Origin of the sequence: Methanorbis rubei, assembly GCF_032714495.1 — an archaeon.
Classification (GTDB): Archaea; Halobacteriota; Methanomicrobia; order Methanomicrobiales; family Methanocorpusculaceae; genus Methanocorpusculum; species Methanocorpusculum rubei.
Window position 1 is genome coordinate 57,497 of record NZ_JAWDKB010000004.1, and the last position, 18,848, is coordinate 76,344.

Sequence of the window (18,848 nt, forward strand, 5' to 3'; positions counted from 1 at the left end):
ACGCAAATCTCGCTCGCTGATGCTCGCTCCGCAAATCGCGTTTGCTATTTCGTCGCTCTCATCCCGCCGGATTCCGGCGGGCTCGTTGCTATCGCAACCGCGACGGCAAACGCTGGACGACGCGATTCGCGCGTCGCCTGTTGTTTATCGATAATATTCATGGTGTGTCACTGCGTGAAATGTCGTTACGTCAAAAATTTTTAGATCGTTCTACACTTCGGAGGCGATCCATTCAACCCATGGCGGCGCCCGACAGGCGCCGTCCAGCATTTGCAGTCGCGGTTGCGATAGCAACGAGCCCGCCGGAATCCGGCGGGATGAGAGCGATGGTTCGCAAATGCGATTTGTGGAGCCCGAATGGCGAGATTTGCGTGGATTTGCGGTTTTCTTTTTCTCATCATGCCCACTCACCACTAACCCACTTACTTTTTTTCCAGAAAAAATCGACTAAATCTTTTCGTGGTATCACAACTTGCCACCGCATAAGTCCTATTTTATCAGAAATATTCCCCAAAACAAAGTGTTCATGATTTCTGCCGTTCAATATATCCCATACATGCGGGTCTATATATACGGAGAAACGGTCCTGTCCGCCGGATGCACGCCGGTCGATGCAATAACGCCGGAACTGCTGCTGCAGCTGGAAGAGATGGTACCTTTCATGCGAAACAGCCGCGGCGTCGGACTTGCCGCACCGCAGGTCGGCGTCCCTCAACGGTTTTTTGTGATGGATGCAGGCGACAAACTCCGCAAAGTGATCAATCCCGAGATACTTTCATCCGGCAACTCCACATCTGAGATGGAGGAGGGATGTCTCTCGATACCGGGCGTTCACAAGAAAGTCAGACGGCCGAAGCGGATCATGGTTCGGTATCAGAACGAGACAGGGGAGACGGTCGAAGAGGAGCTGAAGGATTTTCCGGCACGGGTGTTTCAGCATGAGTACGATCATCTGGACGGGGTTCTGTTCGTCGACCGGCTGACGCCGATCGCACGCAAGATGGTAGCCCGCGATCTGGAGCGGCTTGCCGGGGAGAAGACCGAATGAGAGTTCTGTTTATGGGGACGCCTGCGTATGCGGTTCCGGCTCTTGAGGCGGTCGCGGCTGATCATGAGATTGTCGGAGTGGTGACAAGGGTGGACAAGCCGAACCGACGCGGGAACAAGATTGTTTTTTCGCCGGTGAAGGAATATGCGCTCGCGCATGATATTCCAATCTTTCAGCCTGAGTCGATGAGGGATCCGCAGTTATTCACGGATCTTGCGGCGCTGCATGCTGATATCGGCGTGGTGGTGGCGTTTGGCATGATGATTCCTGATGAGATCATCAATCTGCCGCCGCAGAAGATCATCAATATTCACGGCTCTCTGCTGCCCCGCTACCGCGGCGCTGCACCGATGCAGTACTCGGTGCTGAACGGGGATGAGGAGGCGGGAGTGTCGATCATGTACATCACAAAGGACCTGGATGCAGGGGACGTGATTCTCTCAAAGTCCCTTGCAGTAGGAGATGATGAGACGTTTGGGGAGCTGCATGACCGGCTTGCTGCCCTCGGGGCCGAAGCGCTGATTGAGGCGCTGGAGAGAGTTTCGTCCGGGGAGGTTTGCGCAACGCCGCAGGATCATGCGAAGGCGACGTTTGCTCCGTCGATCACAAAGGAGGAGTGTGTGATTGACTGGTTGATGCCTGCAAGGATGATTCATAACCGGATTCGCGGACTGTCACCGGCACCGTGTGCGAACACGAGGCTTCCTGACGGAAAACGGCTGCTGGTCTACCGGAGCGAGCGAGTGTTCGGGGAGTATGCAGGGGAGCCCGGGCAGGTGGTGGACGCTCTGAAACGAAAGGGACCGGTGGTGATGACCGGAGACGGGGCTTTGTGTATTCTGTCGGCGAAACCGGAAGGAAAGAAGGAGATGCCCGGGTTTGAACTGGTGAACGGGCATTACCTGAGTGTCGGGGACAGATTTGGGTAAAAGTTCTGTGGTGTTTCAGTTTTGTTTCTGAGTCGCCCACGGAAAAACGGAACACACGGAGTCCCACAGAAAAAAATATCACGGAGCAGACGTGAACATCACGGAAATGAATTGTTTTCGGATTCCGTGATGTTTTTATTTCTGTGTTTTCCTGCGAAGCAGTAAACAGGCCAAGGGCATGCGTTCCGCTTTTCCGTGAAATGCAGTATCGTCTTACGCACGCATCATATACCTTCTGTCTCCCCCTGACACGTAGGGCAATAGACACAGCTCCGTCCTGCAATTACAGTTTTACAAAGAAGCTCTCCGCATATCGGACAAGGCTTATCATCATTTCCATAAACACGTAGGAACGGTGTGTTGCGGTACTCCTGTCCCTTGCCTTGCAAGTACTCTTCCGGCGTGACGGCATTTTTCTCGATGAAATAGATCAGTACTTCCGAAATTTTTGAAATCAACCGCTGCCATTCATCGATGATCAGAGTGTTTGCCGGACGTTTGGGGAGCAACTTTGCAGCAAACAGAATTTCATCAGAATAAATGTTGCCAATGCCAGCTATTGCACTTTGATCAAGCAGACATTCTTTGATGGACTTTCTCCTTGTACCAAAACGATCTTTCAAATATTCGGAGGTAAGACGGCGGTCAAACGGCTCAAGCCCCAATTTATCTATGCCGCTGTAGCTGTCTGTTTCTCCATTTTGGAAAAACCAAAAACGTCCAAAACGGCGTGTATCGGAAAATCGGATTTCGTTGCCGTTATCAAGCTCAAAGACGATATGCGTGTGTTTCTCTGCCGGATAATCAGACGGAGTGACCAATAAGCAACCTGTCATACGCAGATGCAGCGTGAAACTATCACCGCTCTCCAAAAGAACGGTCAAAAATTTTCCACGCCGGTTCACATCACATATTTTTTGTCCGGCAAGCCGTTTACAAAACTCGCCAGCTGTCGGATACGCGATGACTTCGGGACGCTTGACGGTCAGCGTCTTAATCGTCGCATCTTTCATCTGCGGCAGAAGAACACGTTTAATTGTTTCAATCTCCGGCAGCTCGGGCATGGCGTTCCCCCTCCTTTCTCGCAGATTTTTTGATTTGTTCATGATAAAAGAAATTGACGATAACAGGCGGAACATCAATGGTTCTTGTCATGCTGTCGTCATTTGTCACATAGTCAAGCCCGATTTCAGCAGCATATGCTTGTAACTCGGCATCAAGAAGCTTCCAGTATCGATGATCATTTTGATTGTAGATTTCCCGATATAAAGGCAGAAGTTTAGGATATTTTTGCTGAATATACTCCATAATGACTGACTTGTAGCTACCGCGCAGATTAAGATTCTCCAGCCAAATAAGATTACATTGCCCCTTAACCTGCACAATGATCTCCTTTACATCGGTGATTCCCGGAAATATCGGGGAAATGAAACAGGTGGTGCGTATGCCTGCGGAGTGAAATGCTTTCATAGCGGCGAGCCGCCTCTCAATGGAAACGGCTTCATCCATATCTGACTGAAAATTTTCGTCCAGTGTGTTGATTGACCATGAAACACGGGCATCAGGAAACGATTTGATCAGTTCCAAATCCCGCAGCACCAAATCCGATTTGGTGGCTATGCTGATTTTTGCCCCGCTGCCGACAAGCTGCTCCAGCAGTGCCCTTGTGCGCCCGTACTGTTCTTCATAGGGGTGATAAGGGTCAGTTACCGAGCCGATGAAAATTTCCTTGCCTGCATATTTTTGCGGGTTTTTGATTTCGGGCCAGTGTTTCACATCAAGAAAGCTGCCCCACGGCTCAGGGTGATGCGTGAACCGTTTCATAAAAGAGGCATAACAGTATTTGCAGGCATGGGGGCAGCCGACATAAGGGTTGGCCGAGTAGTCGCACACCGGCAGATTGGACTTGGATATCACATCCTTGGTTTCGATGGGCTTGATCTCCATATCCATCGCCTATCTCCGGGAATCGTTTTGCAGATAGCTTTTCTGGTTACCCTGCTGAATGATGTCGGTGGATTTCACATGACCCAGCAGTAAGGGGGAATCTGAATCATGTAGCTTATAATTGTCGCGGGCTTTTTGCGGGTTTTTGTTGGCATAACAATATTTGCATCCGTTGAGGCAGGTGTCGTAGGCACCGATGTCCCGGCTTTCGATGCAGTGGCAACCTTCCCGCATACCTTTGTGTTTGAGGCTGCGAAACCGAACATTGTTGGCGCTGCCGAGAGTATCCAGCGTCATACAGCCGGAGGTTTGTATTCCATACCGGGTGTAATCTCCATTGGTGCCGCATGTCTGAATGAGCAGGCCGTTTTGTCCCGCAATCCGGCCCAATCCCTCTGCCAGCCTCTCCCGATCATTTTCAGTCAGGGAAATCAGTTCCGGCATATTGGTTTCCAGTTTTTTGTACATCTCCACAAAGCTGAAAATGCAGTGGTCAACATGGGGTGCAAGCCGCTCTGTCATGTAGGCGAAGGTGTCGAGGTGTTTTTCCACCGTGTAGGTTTCGGTCAACAGTACCGGATCGTAACGCCAAGTAACGCGTTTTTTGCCGACAATTTCAGATAATCGGACAAGCGTGTCCATGCTCTCGTCAATAGAAGGAACGCCCGGCTCCACATCCTTGCCATAGGCGGTGATGGTGTAGTGGAAGTACGTATGGAACCGGTCGGCAATCGTTCTGATATACGGCAGAATGGGTGTGTAATCTTTGGAGCAGAACACCATGCAGTCCACCGCATCCGGCGTCAGCTCATAGCGCGTGACTTTGTTCGGGAATAGCGGATTGCGGGATAGGACATATCTCTCCTCAATCCGTTTCAGCAGCCATTTTGTATAGTATTGAACGGTGTCTGTCCGTCCGCCGGTATTGAGTATCATCGATTATGCTCCTTATTGTGTGTCGTGATGTTTAATTTTTCTGTGTGCTCCGTGTTTTCCGTGGGAGGCAGGACGTCATGCACCACCCCGCACAGCCCTGTTCTCTCAAACGCCGCAAGAACCTCAGCCTCCGGCATCTCTTCGCGATAAAACAGATGCGTTGCACAGTCGCAGTCCGAACAGCCGAAGGAAGGAACCCCGTCCCCTCCAAGAGAAGCCGCAAGCACACACTCGAGATCCGACTCAGTCTTTGCACAGACCGTCCTACAGAGCCGGACCTCAGGCGACGCCAGAAGATAATCGATATGCCACTTCGGTCTTCGGTACTGCTCGCGATAGAACCGAACATGGCGGCTCACCCGCAAGAGACCGCCGCTCCCAAGGGCCGAGCCTGCATACAAATACCAGCCTGAGGGAAAATCCAGTTCCCCAAGAGCACCGACCCGCACCGTCTGCGGAGCAGTGCACTCAAGAATCAGACAGTAAATCCCCTTATCCATACTTCGGAACTTCCGCCTGAGACAGGAGAACATCACGCATCGCACCGGACGGAACAGGCATATCATGACCGCACCAGAGCGACTCAATGCGCAGACCTGCAAGCCGGTTCACGGAAGTGACGAGATCAGGATGATTGCCGGTCGGAAGATCGGTTCTGCCGAACGAACCGTGCGGGAACAGCGTATCCCCTGCGATTAATGCGCCGTCCTCCTCGCGGTAGAGACAGATGCTGCCGCGGGTGTGACCCGGGGTATTGATGACCACGAACTCACCGATGCGGTCTCCATCGTTCAGCGGGGTTGCTGAAATGCCTGGGGCATGTTCGCCGAAATGTGTTGAGAGGCAGAGCGAGTCGTCCGAGAGAAACGCCAGATCGCCTGCACCCACACAGACCTCTGCATCGCAGAGGTCTGCAAGAGCACGGACATTTGCCATATGATCATAATGGCCGTGGGTTAAGACGATCGTGGTTATCTGGTCTTTATAGGGGGCGACTGCCGTCACCGGTTGGGAAGCATCGACAAGAATGCTGCCGCATACATAGGAGTTGGAACGCCAGCCTATCTCACGCAGCCAGCGAATGGGTTCACTCATATATTATAATGAGTCGTGAGGACAAATGATATATTCGAATGCACTCAATTCTTCGTGACTGCCGAAACGGTGACCTTGCTGGTCTGATGGAGGCAGCAAAGGCCGAGGGCATGACGCCTGAGGCGCTTGCCGGAAATATTGCCGCGGGCAGAACAATTCTTCTGAAGAATGCCCGCCGTCCCTACACTCCTTGCGTGATAGGCGAAGGGGCGAGGGTGAAGATCAATGTAAATATCGGAACGTCGGGTCAGCGATGCGATCCGGCGATGGAAATAGAGAAAGCGAACGCAGCGATTGCGAACGGTGCGGACGCGATTATGGATCTCTCTACCGGCGGCGATCTTGCGGCGATGCGTAAGGAGATCTTGAAGCTCCCGATTCCGGTCGGAACGGTGCCAATCTACGAGGCGGTCCGGCGTGCGGGCAATGTGATTGATTTGTCTGCTGATCTGCTGTTCAAGGTTATCCGCGAGCAGGCTGAGCAGGGTGTGGATTTTATGACGCTGCACTGCGGGGTAAATCTTGAGGTGGTGGAGACGCTGCGTCTGGACCCAAGAGTGATGGGCGTTGTTTCCCGCGGCGGGTCGTTTCATACGGCGATGATGCTTGCATCCGGCGAGGAGAATCCGCTGTATGCTGAGTATGAGTATCTGCTGGAGATTTTGGATGAGTATGAGATTGCGCTGTCGCTTGGGGACGGGATGCGTCCCGGCGCATATGTGGACTCAACACGGCTTGCAAAGTCGCAGGAGTATCTGACGCTCGGAAAGCTTGCCCGCGTTGCGCACGCGAGAGGAGTGCAGCGGATGATTGAGGGGCCGGGACACATGGACTACAATGAGATTTCGTATAATGTGAAGATGATTAAGGAGATCACGGGTTTTGCTCCGCTGTATCTGCTCGGACCGCTGGTAACGGATATTGCTCCCGGGTATGATCATATTACAGGCGCTATCGGCGGGGCTGCGGCAGCAGCTGCTGGGGCAGATTTCCTGTGTATGGTGTCGCCGTCAGAGCATCTGGCGCTGCCTGATACGAAGGATATCACTGAGGGGACGCGGGTCGCAAAGGTTGCGGCGCATGTGGGCGATCTGTCCCGCAGACGGGATGCTGAGCTGCCGCGTCAGGCTGCGATGGCTGAGGCACGCAGAACGCTTGACTGGGAAGGGCAGTATGCGTTGTCGCTGTTCGGTGATCATGCCCGTGCGGTGCATGACCGCGATGGCGCATGCGAAACCTGTTCGATGTGCGGGGATCTGTGCGCGATTAAGATCGTTGAGAAGGCGCTCGAGAAGAAGATCTGAGAAGGATTTTTTTGTAATTTTTTTTTTGGAAAATTTTTTGAATGAGAGTTACAAAGTGACGAATGTTTTGTCTTATGAATAGAGCTTACGCGATATGAAATAGCATAAGAAAAAGGAATTCCGTGTGTTCAGTGTTTTCCTGCGAAGCTGTGAAGCAATGAGCATGCCTTTGGCATGCGAATCGTGGCTATCCCAAGCGAGACCACATAAAAAAAAGTTTGAGATGGTCCAGACTTTATACATCAGACCTTATTGAACCAGCATCACCGATTTTTCGGCACATACACATCAAACTGATCCCGCATCGCAAACACTTCCTCAGCATTCGCATCCCGCATCACCACATTTTTCGCCGCAAGATCGCCAAGCACCACACAGGAGAACCCTTCCTCCTTAAACCCCTCGACAACCGCGTATTCGTATCCCTTCCATGCATAAAAGTCCAGAATCTCATACACATCCATCGTCCGAAGACTCATCACCGCTTTCTCTGCATCAATGCCGGTCGTAGCAATAGCTCCCCCCTCAAAATGCACCGTAGTGTCCTTTCCTTTCGGCAGCTCCCAGATGTGATGGCCCATATGTTTTATTGTGGCAACGGTTGCGACCCTTGCAAGAAGTGGCACGAGCTTCGTGATCATGGTTGTCTTCCCCGAGTTCGAGTGGCCGATGATATTGATGATCCGCATATCTATAGTATTGCACCCTAAGATCACTTTATTAATTTACACCCGGATACATACTTCATAAGATGACCGGACAAAATAAGCCTGAACGGTCGGGATACAACTCTCATGAAACTGCTTATGAGCAGCGGACGAACACCCGAACAGGGTGCCCAGCTGTACTATAAAGACTCTGAATCCTACTCACGCGAAACTTCCTACTGTTTCCTCAATCCAATGGATGCAATGGAAATCGGCGTCGAAGATGGCGAGCATGTTCTCATCGAGAGTACTGCTGGGAAAACCGTTTTTTCGGTTCGCGAGTCTCCCGAAACCCCCGAAGGTGTCGCCTACCTCCCCTGCGGCCCGTACGCAAACTTCATTCTTCACGAGTTCACCCACTCAACAGGAGCGCCGGACTTCAAAGGAGTCCCGGTTGAAGTCACGCAGACTGAGCTTCCGCTCCAGTCAGCATGGGACTTGATGGAAGAGCTTGGCGGCAGAAGATACAAGATTCCTACGGGAACAATAATCCCCGATCTTGAACAAGGCGAAAAAGTACTCAAAAACCATGCCTGCCCGCTCTGCGGCTGCCTCTGCGACGATATCGAACTCCACATCGCTGACGGCATTGTCACTGACGTTGTAAACGGCTGTCTGCTCTGCGCGGGAAAGTTCCGTTCCCATGGCAGAATGGCTGTCCCTATCCGCCGCGAAGGAGACGACTGGAAGGAGACGAGTTTTGATGAAGCCATCAAAACTGCGGCCGAGATGTTTGCGAATGCGAAACGTCCGCTCTTCTACGGCTGGTCAGGGACCTCGACTGAAGCGATGCATATCGGTCTTGAGATCGCCGAAGAGATCGGCGCCGTGATGGACAACTGTTCGTCTGAGTGTCACGGCCCGACCATTATGGCGGTGCAGGAAGTTGGCCACCCTGGCTGCACTCTCGGACAGGTGAAAAATCGCGCAGACGTCCTTGTCTACTGGGGCTGCAATCCGATCGCGGCGCATCCCCGTCATCTTTCCCGCTATTCAACCTACTCAACCGGTGCGTTCCGGCCCGAAGGACGAGCCGACCGGACGGTTATTGTGGTGGATATCCGCGAGTCAGAGACCGCAAAACTTGCCGACATCTTCATTCAGGTAAAACCCGGCGGAGACTACGCGCTCTTCAATGCGCTTCGGGCGATTGTCCGGGGCGAGCGTGATGTGATTCCTGACACTGTCGCGGGAGTTGAACGAAGCGTCCTCTTCAAGGTCGCAGATATTTTACTGAACGCAAAGTTCGGCGCGTTTTTTACTGGTATCGGTCTGACCCAGTCGCGGGGCAAGTACAAGAATGTCCGCGCCGGCATTGAGTTGGTGGATGAACTGAACCGGCACACGAAGTACACGTTAACGCCGCTTCGCGGTCACTGGAATGTGGACGGCACGAACCAGATGTTTTCGCTTGCGGCAGGATATCCGTACGCGGTGGACTACTCGCGGGGCATCGTCCATTACAATCCCGGCGAGACGAGCGGAGTTGACATCCTCGCCAAGCACGAGGCTGACGCGGTGATGATTATCGGAACCGATCTCGGCGCGCACTTTCCCCGCGAGACGGTCGCCCATCTCGCCCGCATCAATACGGTGGTGATCGATCCGTTCATCTCACTCTCGACCGCGATTGCGAAACTGCATATTCCGGTTGCGTCTGTTGGTCTTGATGCGGAAGGAACGGCATACCGGCTTGACGGGGTGCCGATTCATGTACGAAAGGCGTTTACGTCAGGTATGCCCTCAGACGAGGTTGTTCTGACCCGTTTGTTAGAGGAGATCAAGAAAATCAAGGAGGAACGAAAATGATACGTAGTTTAGTAATACTGCTGATTGCAGCTGCTCTTCTGGCAGTTCCGGCAGCAGCAGGAGTGACGGAGTTTGATGCAGATTATCTTCCGACAGGCCCGGTTATTGCGGGTCAGGAGATGACGGTGTATAAGGAGATCTTTGTCGGCGAGCGGTTCTCTCCGATCTATACGCTGGAGTTTGATACCGAGCTTTCAGACCCAGTCTGGAAGATTGATCTTGTTGTGAGCGGACGAGTTACGCAGACCTGGGACTTCCCGTACGAACACGGGACGATCAGCGGGTTTACGATCTCTACTGATGACAATGATACGAAGCTGACGACGACTCTGACCGGAACGCCTGCGAGCTATGATGTCGGACAGGAGATTATCCTCTGGCAGATGAAGGTAATGATGGCGAATGGTGCGACGAAGGATACGTTTGTTTCAACGCCGGTAACGGTGGAGAGCAAACCTGCGCCGACAGCGGCTACTCTGCCGGTTACGACTGTGAGAACGGTTGAGACGCTTCCGCCGCATACGTTTTTCACTACTGTTCCGACAACTGTTGTGACAACTGTGGCGACTGAGGTTCCGACAACCGTTCCAACAACACCCCCGACAACGCCTGCGAGTTCGTTCTACTTCGGTGCCGGATTGATTGCGGCTCTGTCACTTCTGCTGCTCTGGCGCAGATAATTTTTTTTCTTTTTTGTTGTTGAATGATGAGCGTGGCTTTGCTTTGTAGGAAACACGAACCACACGAAAAAATACAAAAATACAAAAACACGAAATAATTTCATCACGGTTTTTGCAGAAAAAACCAACTAAATCATTTCGTGTTTTTCGTAATGTTTCGTGAGTTTACGGTTTTCGCGTCATTTCGTGTGGTTCGTGGTTCCCTCGAAATAAAACATCATTTACCACTCAACAGTACGCATTTACGAAATTATTCAGGTTCCCCGAGTATCCCGCATCGCCCTCAACACCCTCTCCCTCACCACATCAACCATCTCCTCCCGATTCTCCCGCGTCACCACAAGCACCTCAACCGCGTGGTGATCCCGCACAGCGTTCAGAAAAGCAAGTCGCTTATCCCGCACAACCCCCAGAACCGGTACATCCTCGTCCAGCACCGCAAACACAGCCTGCTGAAACGCATACGACGAACTCTCCATCCACCCAAGCTCATCCATCAGAATAAGCGGGCCTGCGGCGTCCTGAAGAAGCGGAATCCCGATAGCGACAAACACCTCCTCACGCACCTCAGGCATTTTTCCCGGCACGCGGTGAGCAAGACGGCACTTCTCTGAACAAACCGGATCTTGTGCATCAACCAAAAAAATATTCGAACTGCCTTCGGCATCCGGCACTGCCACCGTCAAAAACCCGGAAACCGGAACATCCAGCTCCGCAAGAACACGGCTGATAATCGTACTCTTCCCGACTTGAATATCTCCGGTCAGAAACAGATGCCGCTGCATTTCAGACAAACACCTGAACCGCAGTCGCCTTAAACGTCACCGCAACCGTCTGGCCGGTCGCGAGGCCGAGCCGCTCAATACTCTGCTGCGTCACGGACGCCGCAAGCGGAATACCGATATCCACGTGCACTAACTGGTACAGACCCGTATCCTCGATTTTTGTAATCGTGCCCGTAAACGAGTTGATTGCACTCGACACAAACCGCTCGCGGGAGATGATTAATTCCTCGGGCCGGATGCCAACACTCACCGTGCCGGAAAGAGCGGTTGCCGCACGAATCTTCACGCCCCCAACATCCACACAGACAACTCCGCTGCGGCTGACCACCACTTTTCCTCGAAACAGATTCAGATTCTCCGAGAACGTCGACATAAACCCGTTAACCGGATTATGAATCATCTCTTCCGGTATCCCCGATCCAACAATTCTGCCCCGCTCAATCACCGCAATCCGGTTCGCAAACGAAAGAGCGTCGACGAGTGAATGCGTCACCAGAATACAGGGGATCTGCTCAGCCCGAATCACGGACGCAAGCTCTCGCCGCATCTGCTCCTGCGTCCGCACATCAAGTGCCGACAGCGGTTCATCCAAGAGTAGCAGTTCAGGCCTTGGTGCAAGAGCACGGGCAAGCGCAGTCTTCTGACGCTGCCCGCCCGACATCCGCGTCACCCGCTGATCCGCAACCTCTGACAGACCCATCCGCTCGCAGAGTTCACCAACACGAAAATCGATATCAGCCTGCGGCATCTTCTGCACTTTGAGGCCGTATGCGATGTTCTCCTTAGCCGTCATATGCGGAAACAGCGCATAGTTCTGGAACATATACCCGATTCTGCGGTCTTCGGGCGGCAGAAGGACGCCCGTATTTGAATCATACAAAATGCGGCCGTTCAGCGAAATCTTTCCTGATGCTGGCTTTAAAATGCCGGACAGAATCCGCAGGACCGTTGACTTTCCTGCTCCGTTCTCCCCGATCAAAGCAAGCGTCTCGCCCTCTCTCACCGTGAAATTTTCTACGTTCAGATCGAAATCGCGAAGCTGTGCAGAAAACGATCCTTCAAGCATACGTGTTCTCCCTTCTTCCGATATACTTTACGGCAAGAATGATCGCGAACGAAAACACCACCAGAAGAATTGCCAGCGCAATTGAAACCGCCATATCGCTTTGCAGCTCGCTGTAGATAGCGAGCGGCATCGTCTGGGTTTTTCCTTGGAAATTGCCGGCAAACATTAGCGTTGCGCCAAACTCGCCAAGAGCTCTTGCAAACGTCATGATAATACCTGACAACAGTGAACTTGCCGCGAGCGGCATCGTCACCTTGAAAAATGTCTGAATCGGCGTTGCGCCAAGTGTCCGTGAGGCAGCTTCGAGATTTTGATCTACTCCTTCAAAACTCGACCGCGCCTGACGAATGTAAAACGGTGACGCAACAAATATCTGGGCGATCACGACCGCAACCGTCGTAAACGCAATCTGGACGCCGAAGACGCTCAAATACTGGCCTAAAAGACCGTTTCGCCCGAACGCCATCAGAAGTGCAAGACCTGCGACGGTTGGCGGCAGCACAATCGGCAGATCCGTTAATGTATCAACAATATCACGGCCCCAGTAAGAAAAGCGTGCATTCACATACGCAAGAGGGGTTCCAAGAATTACCACCACAATCGTGCTGAACGTTGCGGTAATAACACTGAGCCAGAGTGCGTCGCGGGCAAGAGGGCTTGAGAGGGCTGTGATGAAATCTTCCGGACTGACTCGCGTAAACAGCGAGACCAGCGGAATGGTAATAAAAATAAGAAATAGGAAGATGAGTCCGGCAACAATCGCCTTTGTTCCGATGCGGGAAACTTGATGATGTTTTGCGCGTGCCTGACTCATAGATTTTCCTTTGTCTTTATGCGGCTACCGGATCAAATCCGTAGTCCTTCAGAAGTGCGGTTCCAACAGGACCGGTCATATAGGACTCAAATGCTTTGACTGCATCAGGGTTCTTTGTTGTGTTGATGATACCGTACGGGTAGTCTGCAATTACATTGTACTTGTCTGGGAGTTCAATTAAAGTGATATCATCTTTGTCTGCTTTGGAGATGTCAGACTTGTAGACAAGGGATGCATCTGCTTCGTCGAGGACAAGCAGCGGCTTGACTTTGTCGACTGCGTCAACTTCTGACTTCACGTTTGCCATGAATGCGTCAACGTATCCATCGTGGCTGTCGTTCTGGTACTTGTTGATGATATCGCGGGTGTACTGGCCGAACGGAACATCTTTGTTACCGATTACGAGCACAACGTCTTTTTCTGCCATGCCGGCAAGGTCAGTGATGTTTTTGTTGTTTGCTTTCGGGACGGCGATTGCGAGCTTGTTCTTGAGAAGAATCTTCTTCTCGCCAATGAGGCCTGCGTCAACAACCGGCGTGAACTGTGCGTTGTTTGCCGAGATGTAGAGGTCAGCGTCAGCACCTTCGAGAATCTGGGTCTTTAAGGTCTGGCTTCCGGCGAAGTTGAAGTTGACTTTGATGTTCTTGTTCTCTGCCATGAACTTGTTGCCAAGCTCGGTCATGACACCGGTCAGTGATGCTGCGGCATAGACGTCGATTTCGACCGGCGTCTGCTCTTCGGGAGTCGTTGTTCCGATACAACCGGCGATCGCGACTGTCAGCACTACACACACCAGCAGTGCTGCAAAAATGAAAGATTTGTTCAGTCTCATACGTATTCAGATCATTGTTCGTCTGAATGATATTTAAGAGTAAGGTGTTTTTCGTTAACAAGTCAATTTAACATTGTTAACAAACTTACCCAAAGCCGGTCAGGAGCGGGAGAGTTTTTTCCTGAACTCTGCTGAGTCTGCAAGCTCGAGTACTGTTTTTGTGAGTGGATCGTTCTCCATCTCTTTGCGGCAGACCAGAACTGCATTTTTGGTGATCTTATGCTGCACGATTGGCAGGTCGCCGAGCACGGCGAGGTCAGAGGAATCTGTGATACAGACGAGATGGCAGGCGTTTTTCATCAGAAGCATGAGTCCTGAGAGTCCGTTGAAGTTGCCGGTTCTAATGCGGATATCTTTTTTGACGGCAAGTTCGGTGAGCGCTTCGATAGAGGCGTCATAGACGCCCGCAATCAAAACGGTTCGGTCGAGTTCTTCGATCGGGACGGCGAGGAGGGCGGGCACAATTTCGCCTGCTTCGAATCCTTCGATGCCGTTTGGAATCTGAATGACAATGTTGGATCGAACGCCTGTCATCTGGACGCTTGCACCTCGCGACTGAGGAATTGCGGCATAGTCGCTGCCGATTCTTGCTGCTGCATGCAGACTGAACTCATCAATGCCGCCTTCGGACGAGATGGAGTCGCCGAGTCTGACATTGATGTAGGCATGTCTGGGTCTCTTCCATCCCCATGATTCGAGGAGTTCACCTACAAAGAGGCGGAGAACAGTTTGTGCCGAGAGCGGGTAGCCGGGCAGTCCGAAGACCGGTTTTTTTCCGACGAGTCCAAACATTGCAGGTTTTGCCGGTTTGACGGCGACGCCGTGGAAGAGGAGTTCACCAAGTTCTGCGATGACTTTTGCGGTGAAGTCTTTGGTGCCGGCTGAGGACCCCGCAGAGACGATGGCGATATCATTTTCCGCGAGAATTTTTTCGAGTGCTCCCCGGATGAGGACCGGATTGTCAACGACTGGCGGGTAGCGGATGACGCCAACACCGAACTGGCGGAGGTAGGCTTCTGCCATTGTGGTGTTGCTTTCAACGACCTGACCGGGAGCTGGCCGCTCGCCCGGCATGATGAGTTCGGTACCGGTCGGGAGTATGCCGACCGAGACAGATCTGACACTTACGTGGGTGATTCCGTAGGAGGCGATTGCTCCCACGTCGAACGGGCGGATGATGGTTCCGGCAGGAAGGATGAGCTGGCCTGCTCTGATGTCTTCGCCTGCGGCCCGGACGTTTGTGCCCGGATTGACGGATTTGCGAATGGTGATTGCTTCAGAAGATCCTTCAAACCATACGTCTTCGACGCGAATGACTGCGTCGAACTCTTTGGGGATGACGTTGCCGGTGTTGACCTGTGCGAAGTTTTTGAGGGTGAGGGGCGTCTGGTCGCCTGCTTTTACTGTCTGTGATGATTTGACGGCAAAGCCGTCCATCGCAGAGACCGGAACTTCGGGAACCGAGTACTCGGCGTAGATCGACTGGGCAAGTTTGTGGCCGACCGATTCAATGACCGGAACGCGGCGGATGGTGGTGTGCGGTGGAATGCTTTTGATGACTTCTACCGCTTCATTGACGGTTATCTGGTGTAAGTAGCGTTTCATTGCCATAGGTGGACCTCCACTGTTTCGCCTGCTTCGTGTCCGTCGAGTCCTGCGGGGACGCGGATGTAGCCGTTGCTGTGGATGAGGGTGTTTAAGAGACCGGATTTGCCAAGGACTGGTTCTGCTCGCCCGTCCGGTAAGATTTTGATTCGGATGAGGTCTTCGCGTCCTTTTTCTGAGGGGAAGCTCATGGCGAGTTTTGCTGAGACGATGCGGTCGTTGAATTGTTCGCCGGTCATTTTTGCCATCATGGGTCTTGCGAAGGCGGTTGCGATCATGTAGGTGGATGCCGGATGCCCGGGTAGTCCGATGACGGGTTTTTGGTGAATGGATCCGATAATGGTTGGTTTGCCGGGCGCAATTGAGATGCCGTGGACGTGGATTGTGCCAAGTTCTGCGATGACTTTTGCGGTGACGTCGCGTTCGTCTTTGGAGCTGCCGCCTGAGATGATGACTGCGTCGCATTCTGCTACTGCGGTTGCAAGCATGCTTTGAAGGGTTTCTGCGATGTCAGGGATGATGCCGTAGAACGTGGGCACACCGCCAGCTTCGGTGACGAAGTGCTGAAGGAGGGTGCTGTTGGCGTCTCTTATCTGGCCGATATGCAGCTCTGCTGCGGGTGCTACGAGTTCGTTGCCGGTTGAGATGATGCCGATTTTTGGCTTGCGGCTTACGCTCACGGGATCAATGCCGAGTGCTGCAAGGACGCCTGCTGCCTGAGCTGTGAGTTTTGTTCCAGCAAGAAATACAGTCTGGCCTTTGGCGAAGTCTTCGTCTTTTGCAAGGACGTCTGCTCCCGGGTTTACGGGGCCTTTGATGATGACGAGGTCGCCTGCGAGTTCGGTGTTTTCCTGCATGATGACTGCGTCTGCGCCCTCAGGCATGACGCCGCCAGTTGGGATGTATTTGGCGGTTTTTTCGTCGAGGAAGCCAGAGTTGTTCTGGCCCATGAGGATTTTTCCGGTGAGTGTGAGGGTTTTTGGTTTTTGTTCTGAGGCCCCAAGGGTGTCTGTTGAGCGGACTGCGTAGCCGTCTTTGACTGAGCGGTCAAATCCGGGGATGTCTTCAGATGCGGTGATGGTGTCTGCGAGGATTCTGCCGCAGGCCTGGTCTAAGGGGATTGTTTCCTTTGATAGGGGTTTGGTGATTGCGAGGAGTGCGTCTTCTGCTGCGGTTGCTGTTTGCAGCCTGAGGAATCTCATTTGAAGCACCCGAGTTTGCAGTGTTTGAATTTGACGTGTTCTATGTCGCAGTATTTGCCGATGTCAAACGGGTCGATCTGGTATTTTTCGCACAGGGTTGAGGCTTGTTCACAAGTGATCTCAGAGGTGATGCCTTCCTCTGCAAAGATGGATCTGATCTTCTCTTTGGTTTCACTTTTCATATCTAAAATGATGGTTGACTGAATAAATAATGATTAGGATATGTTCGGGGGATGAAGAGCAAGACCGGAGGGCTTGCGATCCGCGAGAACTGAGATTGAGGAGGTTGGGATTTTTTATATGTGGCCTCGCTTGGGGTAACCACATCACAGAACTCCTAAAAAAAAGAAAAAAAATTATTTCGTTATTCGATACCGACCATGACTTCGCTTGCCTTGACAATCGCGTAGGCTTCTTTTCCTACAGCGAGTCCGAGGCTCTTTACCGCGGTCTTGGTGATGATTGATGTGATCTGCTGGCCGCCCGTTATCTCAATCACGACTTCAGCGTTTACTGCGCCTTCCGTAATCTTGACAATCTTTCCCTTGATCTGGTTCCTTGCACTAATTTTCATGATAATCACTTGATATCTATGCACTGATTCATCATAAACTCATGCTTAGGTGACAATGTATTTTCATTAACTTTTCATAGTTTGGTCTCTGACAAAGGCCGCATAAACCGGTCGTCAGATCTTGCTGACTCGATTTCCCCGAGCTTTCCCTCAAACCATCCGCATCGTTCGTTCGGATACGCATCAAATAAGGGCACATACGGCTTGATGTCGAGCACCGGCGTTCCGTCAAGAATATCCACATCCCCGATCGCAAGATTTCTCCCCTTCCGCTCAATCAGCCTGACCACCGAAAATCCTATCTGGTTTGGCCTGCGGGGAACCCGGGTTGCAAACACGCCGTGCGACTCAGTGTCAAGAAACGGCGTTGCGGTGAGGGCAAAGCCTTCGCTTTTGTGCAGACTATAGATCAGAATAATGCGGGAAAATCCTTCGATGCCAAGCAGTCCCTCCTCCAGATCAGGCCGCAGCTCAAGGATGCCGGTGCATGCTTTTGCGGCAGGCGGCTGAATCGGCATGCCTTGCAGGTTCGTGTGCGAGGAATGGATGATGCCGATTGGCTGGTAGGTGACTGAGTCCATACTATGTTGTTGGCGCTCGTGTTTCAAAAAATACTGGTGTTGGTGATCAGGTTTGAGAAATCTGAAGAGGTCAGGGACAAAGAATCTATTCTATATTCCGCTACGTCCAAGTAGTGATCAATTATGCCGATTCGTCCCGAAGCTGAACTTGCTGCGTTGCAGAGCGAGCTCTCTCTCCTCAATGCCTATCCGAAGGAGAAGCTTGCAGATATTATTCGGGACATCGGATTTTCCTGCATCTGCTGCGGCAAATGCTGCACCCGTGACTTTAACGGCCATGTGTTTCTGCTCTCATCCGATGCGAGAAACGCGGCCGCGTTTGCCCCCGAAGCGCTGATGCCGGCGCCGGATTTTTCCTACTCAGACAGTGAAGGAAACTTCTATGTCTCAGGCTACGCACTGAGGACAAAACCTGACGGCTCTTGCGTGTTCCTCTCTGAAGAGAAACGCTGCACGATCTATGACCGCAGATTTTCCATCTGCCGGATTTATCCCTATATGCTGCACCGCGAACCAGACGCACGTGGACGTATCGACTGGCGGCAGATCAGCGGGCTTGACGAACATGGCGAGTATGATGTGGAGATATCGACAACCGCGGCTGACGCTGCGGCAGGTGAGGTCATCGCATACGAGACCGCGTATCTTGTGCAGGAGATCAAATTTCATGAGGCGGTTCTCGTGAGGTTTTCTGAGAAGGGCATCAGATTCGTCCGCCGCGATCATGATCTGCGAATGCGGGAGTTTCTGCGTGGGGAGGACGCTGTGTCTGTTTACGTCTGGAATGGGGAGGAGCTTTGCCTAGAAGAGGCGATGCCTGGGGATTATCGGTAACTTTTGACTTTTGCGGGATGGGGTTGACGCGAAAAGTCTAAGGGGATCTGAGGCTTCAATAGGTGGTCTCGCTTGGGGTAACCACAATCGAGACCACATA

At 52.3% G+C, this 18,848-nt stretch carries 21 protein-coding genes; 6 read left to right on the top strand and 15 right to left on the bottom strand.

Annotated features, from left to right (window positions below):
• Window positions 1-556 precede the first annotated feature (556 nt).
• Together def and fmt are read left to right on the top strand one after the other, a co-directional pair.
• Complete coding sequence (gene def, locus McpCs1_RS05220; protein ID WP_338096208.1) at window positions 557-1,048, top strand: peptide deformylase; 492 nt, start codon at window positions 557-559, stop codon at window positions 1,046-1,048.
• Window positions 1,045-1,977, top strand: a complete 933-nt coding sequence (gene fmt, locus McpCs1_RS05225) for a methionyl-tRNA formyltransferase (RefSeq protein ID WP_338096209.1) — start codon at window positions 1,045-1,047, stop codon at window positions 1,975-1,977. The genes def and fmt overlap by 4 nt, the downstream gene beginning before the upstream one ends.
• 224 nt (window positions 1,978-2,201) lie before the next feature.
• On the opposite strand, the gene mutM is transcribed toward fmt, so the two are convergent.
• From mutM to McpCs1_RS05250, 5 genes are read right to left on the bottom strand one after another with little or no spacing between them, the layout of a single operon-like run.
• A complete protein-coding gene (gene mutM / locus McpCs1_RS05230; protein ID WP_338096210.1) occupies window positions 2,202-3,041 on the bottom strand; it encodes a bifunctional DNA-formamidopyrimidine glycosylase/DNA-(apurinic or apyrimidinic site) lyase in 840 nt (279 codons plus the stop codon).
• Window positions 3,019-3,924, bottom strand: a complete 906-nt coding sequence (locus McpCs1_RS05235; RefSeq protein ID WP_338096211.1) for a radical SAM mobile pair protein B — start codon at window positions 3,922-3,924, stop codon at window positions 3,019-3,021. Before McpCs1_RS05235 ends, mutM begins: the two co-directional genes overlap by 23 nt.
• Before the next feature lie 9 nt (window positions 3,925-3,933).
• Window positions 3,934-4,860 (bottom strand): DUF1848 domain-containing protein, encoded by a 927-nt coding sequence (locus tag McpCs1_RS05240; RefSeq protein ID WP_338096212.1) that lies wholly within the window; start codon window positions 4,858-4,860, stop codon window positions 3,934-3,936.
• Complete coding sequence (locus tag McpCs1_RS05245) at window positions 4,857-5,360, bottom strand: GIY-YIG nuclease family protein (RefSeq protein ID WP_338096213.1); 504 nt, start codon at window positions 5,358-5,360, stop codon at window positions 4,857-4,859. Before McpCs1_RS05245 ends, McpCs1_RS05240 begins: the two co-directional genes overlap by 4 nt.
• Window positions 5,353-5,955: an MBL fold metallo-hydrolase gene (locus tag McpCs1_RS05250; RefSeq protein ID WP_338096214.1), complete on the bottom strand. Its 603-nt coding sequence runs from the start codon at window positions 5,953-5,955 to the stop codon at window positions 5,353-5,355. Before McpCs1_RS05250 ends, McpCs1_RS05245 begins: the two co-directional genes overlap by 8 nt.
• A gap of 38 nt (window positions 5,956-5,993) precedes the next feature.
• Between McpCs1_RS05250 and thiC the strand changes: the two genes are divergently transcribed.
• Window positions 5,994-7,259: a phosphomethylpyrimidine synthase ThiC gene (gene thiC, locus McpCs1_RS05255; protein WP_338096215.1), complete on the top strand. Its 1,266-nt coding sequence runs from the start codon at window positions 5,994-5,996 to the stop codon at window positions 7,257-7,259.
• 263 nt (window positions 7,260-7,522) lie between these two features.
• Here thiC and mobB read toward each other — a convergent pair whose 3' ends face one another.
• On the bottom strand, window positions 7,523-7,948 hold the full coding sequence (gene mobB, locus McpCs1_RS05260; RefSeq protein WP_338096216.1) for a molybdopterin-guanine dinucleotide biosynthesis protein B: 426 nt from the start codon (window positions 7,946-7,948) through the stop codon (window positions 7,523-7,525).
• 105 nt (window positions 7,949-8,053) lie between these two features.
• Between mobB and McpCs1_RS05265 the strand changes: the two genes are divergently transcribed.
• Window positions 8,054-9,775, top strand: a complete 1,722-nt coding sequence (locus tag McpCs1_RS05265; RefSeq protein WP_338096217.1) for a formylmethanofuran dehydrogenase subunit B — start codon at window positions 8,054-8,056, stop codon at window positions 9,773-9,775.
• On the top strand, window positions 9,772-10,455 hold the full coding sequence (locus tag McpCs1_RS05270) for a hypothetical protein (RefSeq protein WP_338096218.1): 684 nt from the start codon (window positions 9,772-9,774) through the stop codon (window positions 10,453-10,455). Before McpCs1_RS05265 ends, McpCs1_RS05270 begins: the two co-directional genes overlap by 4 nt.
• Window positions 10,456-10,709: 254 nt before the next feature.
• Here the strand turns inward: McpCs1_RS05270 and McpCs1_RS05275 are convergent, their stop codons facing one another.
• From McpCs1_RS05275 to tsaA, 9 genes are all read right to left on the bottom strand, one after another.
• Entirely contained in the window at window positions 10,710-11,240 is a 531-nt protein-coding gene (locus tag McpCs1_RS05275; RefSeq protein WP_338096219.1) for a nucleoside-triphosphatase, read from the bottom strand.
• A gap of 1 nt (window position 11,241) precedes the next feature.
• Window positions 11,242-12,306 carry an ABC transporter ATP-binding protein gene (locus tag McpCs1_RS05280; protein WP_338096220.1) on the bottom strand — a complete coding sequence of 355 codons (1,065 nt, stop codon included), beginning with the start codon at window positions 12,304-12,306 and terminating at the stop codon, window positions 11,242-11,244.
• On the bottom strand, window positions 12,299-13,120 hold the full coding sequence (locus McpCs1_RS05285) for an ABC transporter permease (RefSeq protein ID WP_338096221.1): 822 nt from the start codon (window positions 13,118-13,120) through the stop codon (window positions 12,299-12,301). The genes McpCs1_RS05280 and McpCs1_RS05285 overlap by 8 nt, the downstream gene beginning before the upstream one ends.
• Window positions 13,121-13,136: 16 nt before the next feature.
• Window positions 13,137-13,952 carry a molybdate ABC transporter substrate-binding protein gene (gene modA / locus McpCs1_RS05290; RefSeq protein ID WP_338096222.1) on the bottom strand — a complete coding sequence of 272 codons (816 nt, stop codon included), beginning with the start codon at window positions 13,950-13,952 and terminating at the stop codon, window positions 13,137-13,139.
• A 99-nt stretch (window positions 13,953-14,051) separates the two neighbouring features.
• Complete coding sequence (locus McpCs1_RS05295; protein WP_338096223.1) at window positions 14,052-15,563, bottom strand: molybdopterin-binding protein; 1,512 nt, start codon at window positions 15,561-15,563, stop codon at window positions 14,052-14,054.
• A complete protein-coding gene (locus tag McpCs1_RS05300) occupies window positions 15,554-16,759 on the bottom strand; it encodes a molybdopterin molybdotransferase MoeA (RefSeq protein ID WP_338096224.1) in 1,206 nt (401 codons plus the stop codon). The genes McpCs1_RS05295 and McpCs1_RS05300 overlap by 10 nt, the downstream gene beginning before the upstream one ends.
• The gene (locus McpCs1_RS05305; RefSeq protein ID WP_338096225.1) at window positions 16,756-16,941 is read right to left on the bottom strand and encodes a hypothetical protein; all 186 of its coding nucleotides are present in this window, start codon (window positions 16,939-16,941) and stop codon (window positions 16,756-16,758) included. Before McpCs1_RS05305 ends, McpCs1_RS05300 begins: the two co-directional genes overlap by 4 nt.
• Before the next feature lie 182 nt (window positions 16,942-17,123).
• Window positions 17,124-17,333, bottom strand: a complete 210-nt coding sequence (locus McpCs1_RS05310; RefSeq protein WP_338094297.1) for a TOBE domain-containing protein — start codon at window positions 17,331-17,333, stop codon at window positions 17,124-17,126.
• A gap of 74 nt (window positions 17,334-17,407) precedes the next feature.
• The gene (gene tsaA / locus McpCs1_RS05315; protein WP_338096226.1) at window positions 17,408-17,914 is read right to left on the bottom strand and encodes a tRNA (N6-threonylcarbamoyladenosine(37)-N6)-methyltransferase TrmO; all 507 of its coding nucleotides are present in this window, start codon (window positions 17,912-17,914) and stop codon (window positions 17,408-17,410) included.
• A gap of 123 nt (window positions 17,915-18,037) precedes the next feature.
• On the opposite strand from tsaA, the gene McpCs1_RS05320 reads away from it, so the two are divergent.
• The gene (locus McpCs1_RS05320; RefSeq protein ID WP_338096227.1) at window positions 18,038-18,748 is read left to right on the top strand and encodes a YkgJ family cysteine cluster protein; all 711 of its coding nucleotides are present in this window, start codon (window positions 18,038-18,040) and stop codon (window positions 18,746-18,748) included.
• Window positions 18,749-18,848 lie beyond the last annotated feature (100 nt).

Coding starts and splice junctions, on each gene's coding strand:
- def (WP_338096208.1), top strand. CDS start 557: ATGCGGGTCTATATATACGGAGAAACGGTCCTGTCCGCCGGATGCACG.
- fmt (WP_338096209.1), top strand. CDS start 1,045: ATGAGAGTTCTGTTTATGGGGACGCCTGCGTATGCGGTTCCGGCTCTT.
- mutM (WP_338096210.1), bottom strand. CDS start 3,041: ATGCCCGAGCTGCCGGAGATTGAAACAATTAAACGTGTTCTTCTGCCG.
- McpCs1_RS05235 (WP_338096211.1), bottom strand. CDS start 3,924: ATGGAGATCAAGCCCATCGAAACCAAGGATGTGATATCCAAGTCCAAT.
- McpCs1_RS05240 (WP_338096212.1), bottom strand. CDS start 4,860: ATGATACTCAATACCGGCGGACGGACAGACACCGTTCAATACTATACA.
- McpCs1_RS05245 (WP_338096213.1), bottom strand. CDS start 5,360: ATGGATAAGGGGATTTACTGTCTGATTCTTGAGTGCACTGCTCCGCAG.
- McpCs1_RS05250 (WP_338096214.1), bottom strand. CDS start 5,955: ATGAGTGAACCCATTCGCTGGCTGCGTGAGATAGGCTGGCGTTCCAAC.
- thiC (WP_338096215.1), top strand. CDS start 5,994: ATGCACTCAATTCTTCGTGACTGCCGAAACGGTGACCTTGCTGGTCTG.
- mobB (WP_338096216.1), bottom strand. CDS start 7,948: ATGCGGATCATCAATATCATCGGCCACTCGAACTCGGGGAAGACAACC.
- McpCs1_RS05265 (WP_338096217.1), top strand. CDS start 8,054: ATGAAACTGCTTATGAGCAGCGGACGAACACCCGAACAGGGTGCCCAG.
- McpCs1_RS05270 (WP_338096218.1), top strand. CDS start 9,772: ATGATACGTAGTTTAGTAATACTGCTGATTGCAGCTGCTCTTCTGGCA.
- McpCs1_RS05275 (WP_338096219.1), bottom strand. CDS start 11,240: ATGCAGCGGCATCTGTTTCTGACCGGAGATATTCAAGTCGGGAAGAGT.
- McpCs1_RS05280 (WP_338096220.1), bottom strand. CDS start 12,306: ATGCTTGAAGGATCGTTTTCTGCACAGCTTCGCGATTTCGATCTGAAC.
- McpCs1_RS05285 (WP_338096221.1), bottom strand. CDS start 13,120: ATGAGTCAGGCACGCGCAAAACATCATCAAGTTTCCCGCATCGGAACA.
- modA (WP_338096222.1), bottom strand. CDS start 13,952: ATGAGACTGAACAAATCTTTCATTTTTGCAGCACTGCTGGTGTGTGTA.
- McpCs1_RS05295 (WP_338096223.1), bottom strand. CDS start 15,563: ATGGCAATGAAACGCTACTTACACCAGATAACCGTCAATGAAGCGGTA.
- McpCs1_RS05300 (WP_338096224.1), bottom strand. CDS start 16,759: ATGAGATTCCTCAGGCTGCAAACAGCAACCGCAGCAGAAGACGCACTC.
- McpCs1_RS05305 (WP_338096225.1), bottom strand. CDS start 16,941: ATGAAAAGTGAAACCAAAGAGAAGATCAGATCCATCTTTGCAGAGGAA.
- McpCs1_RS05310 (WP_338094297.1), bottom strand. CDS start 17,333: ATGAAAATTAGTGCAAGGAACCAGATCAAGGGAAAGATTGTCAAGATT.
- tsaA (WP_338096226.1), bottom strand. CDS start 17,914: ATGGACTCAGTCACCTACCAGCCAATCGGCATCATCCATTCCTCGCAC.
- McpCs1_RS05320 (WP_338096227.1), top strand. CDS start 18,038: ATGCCGATTCGTCCCGAAGCTGAACTTGCTGCGTTGCAGAGCGAGCTC.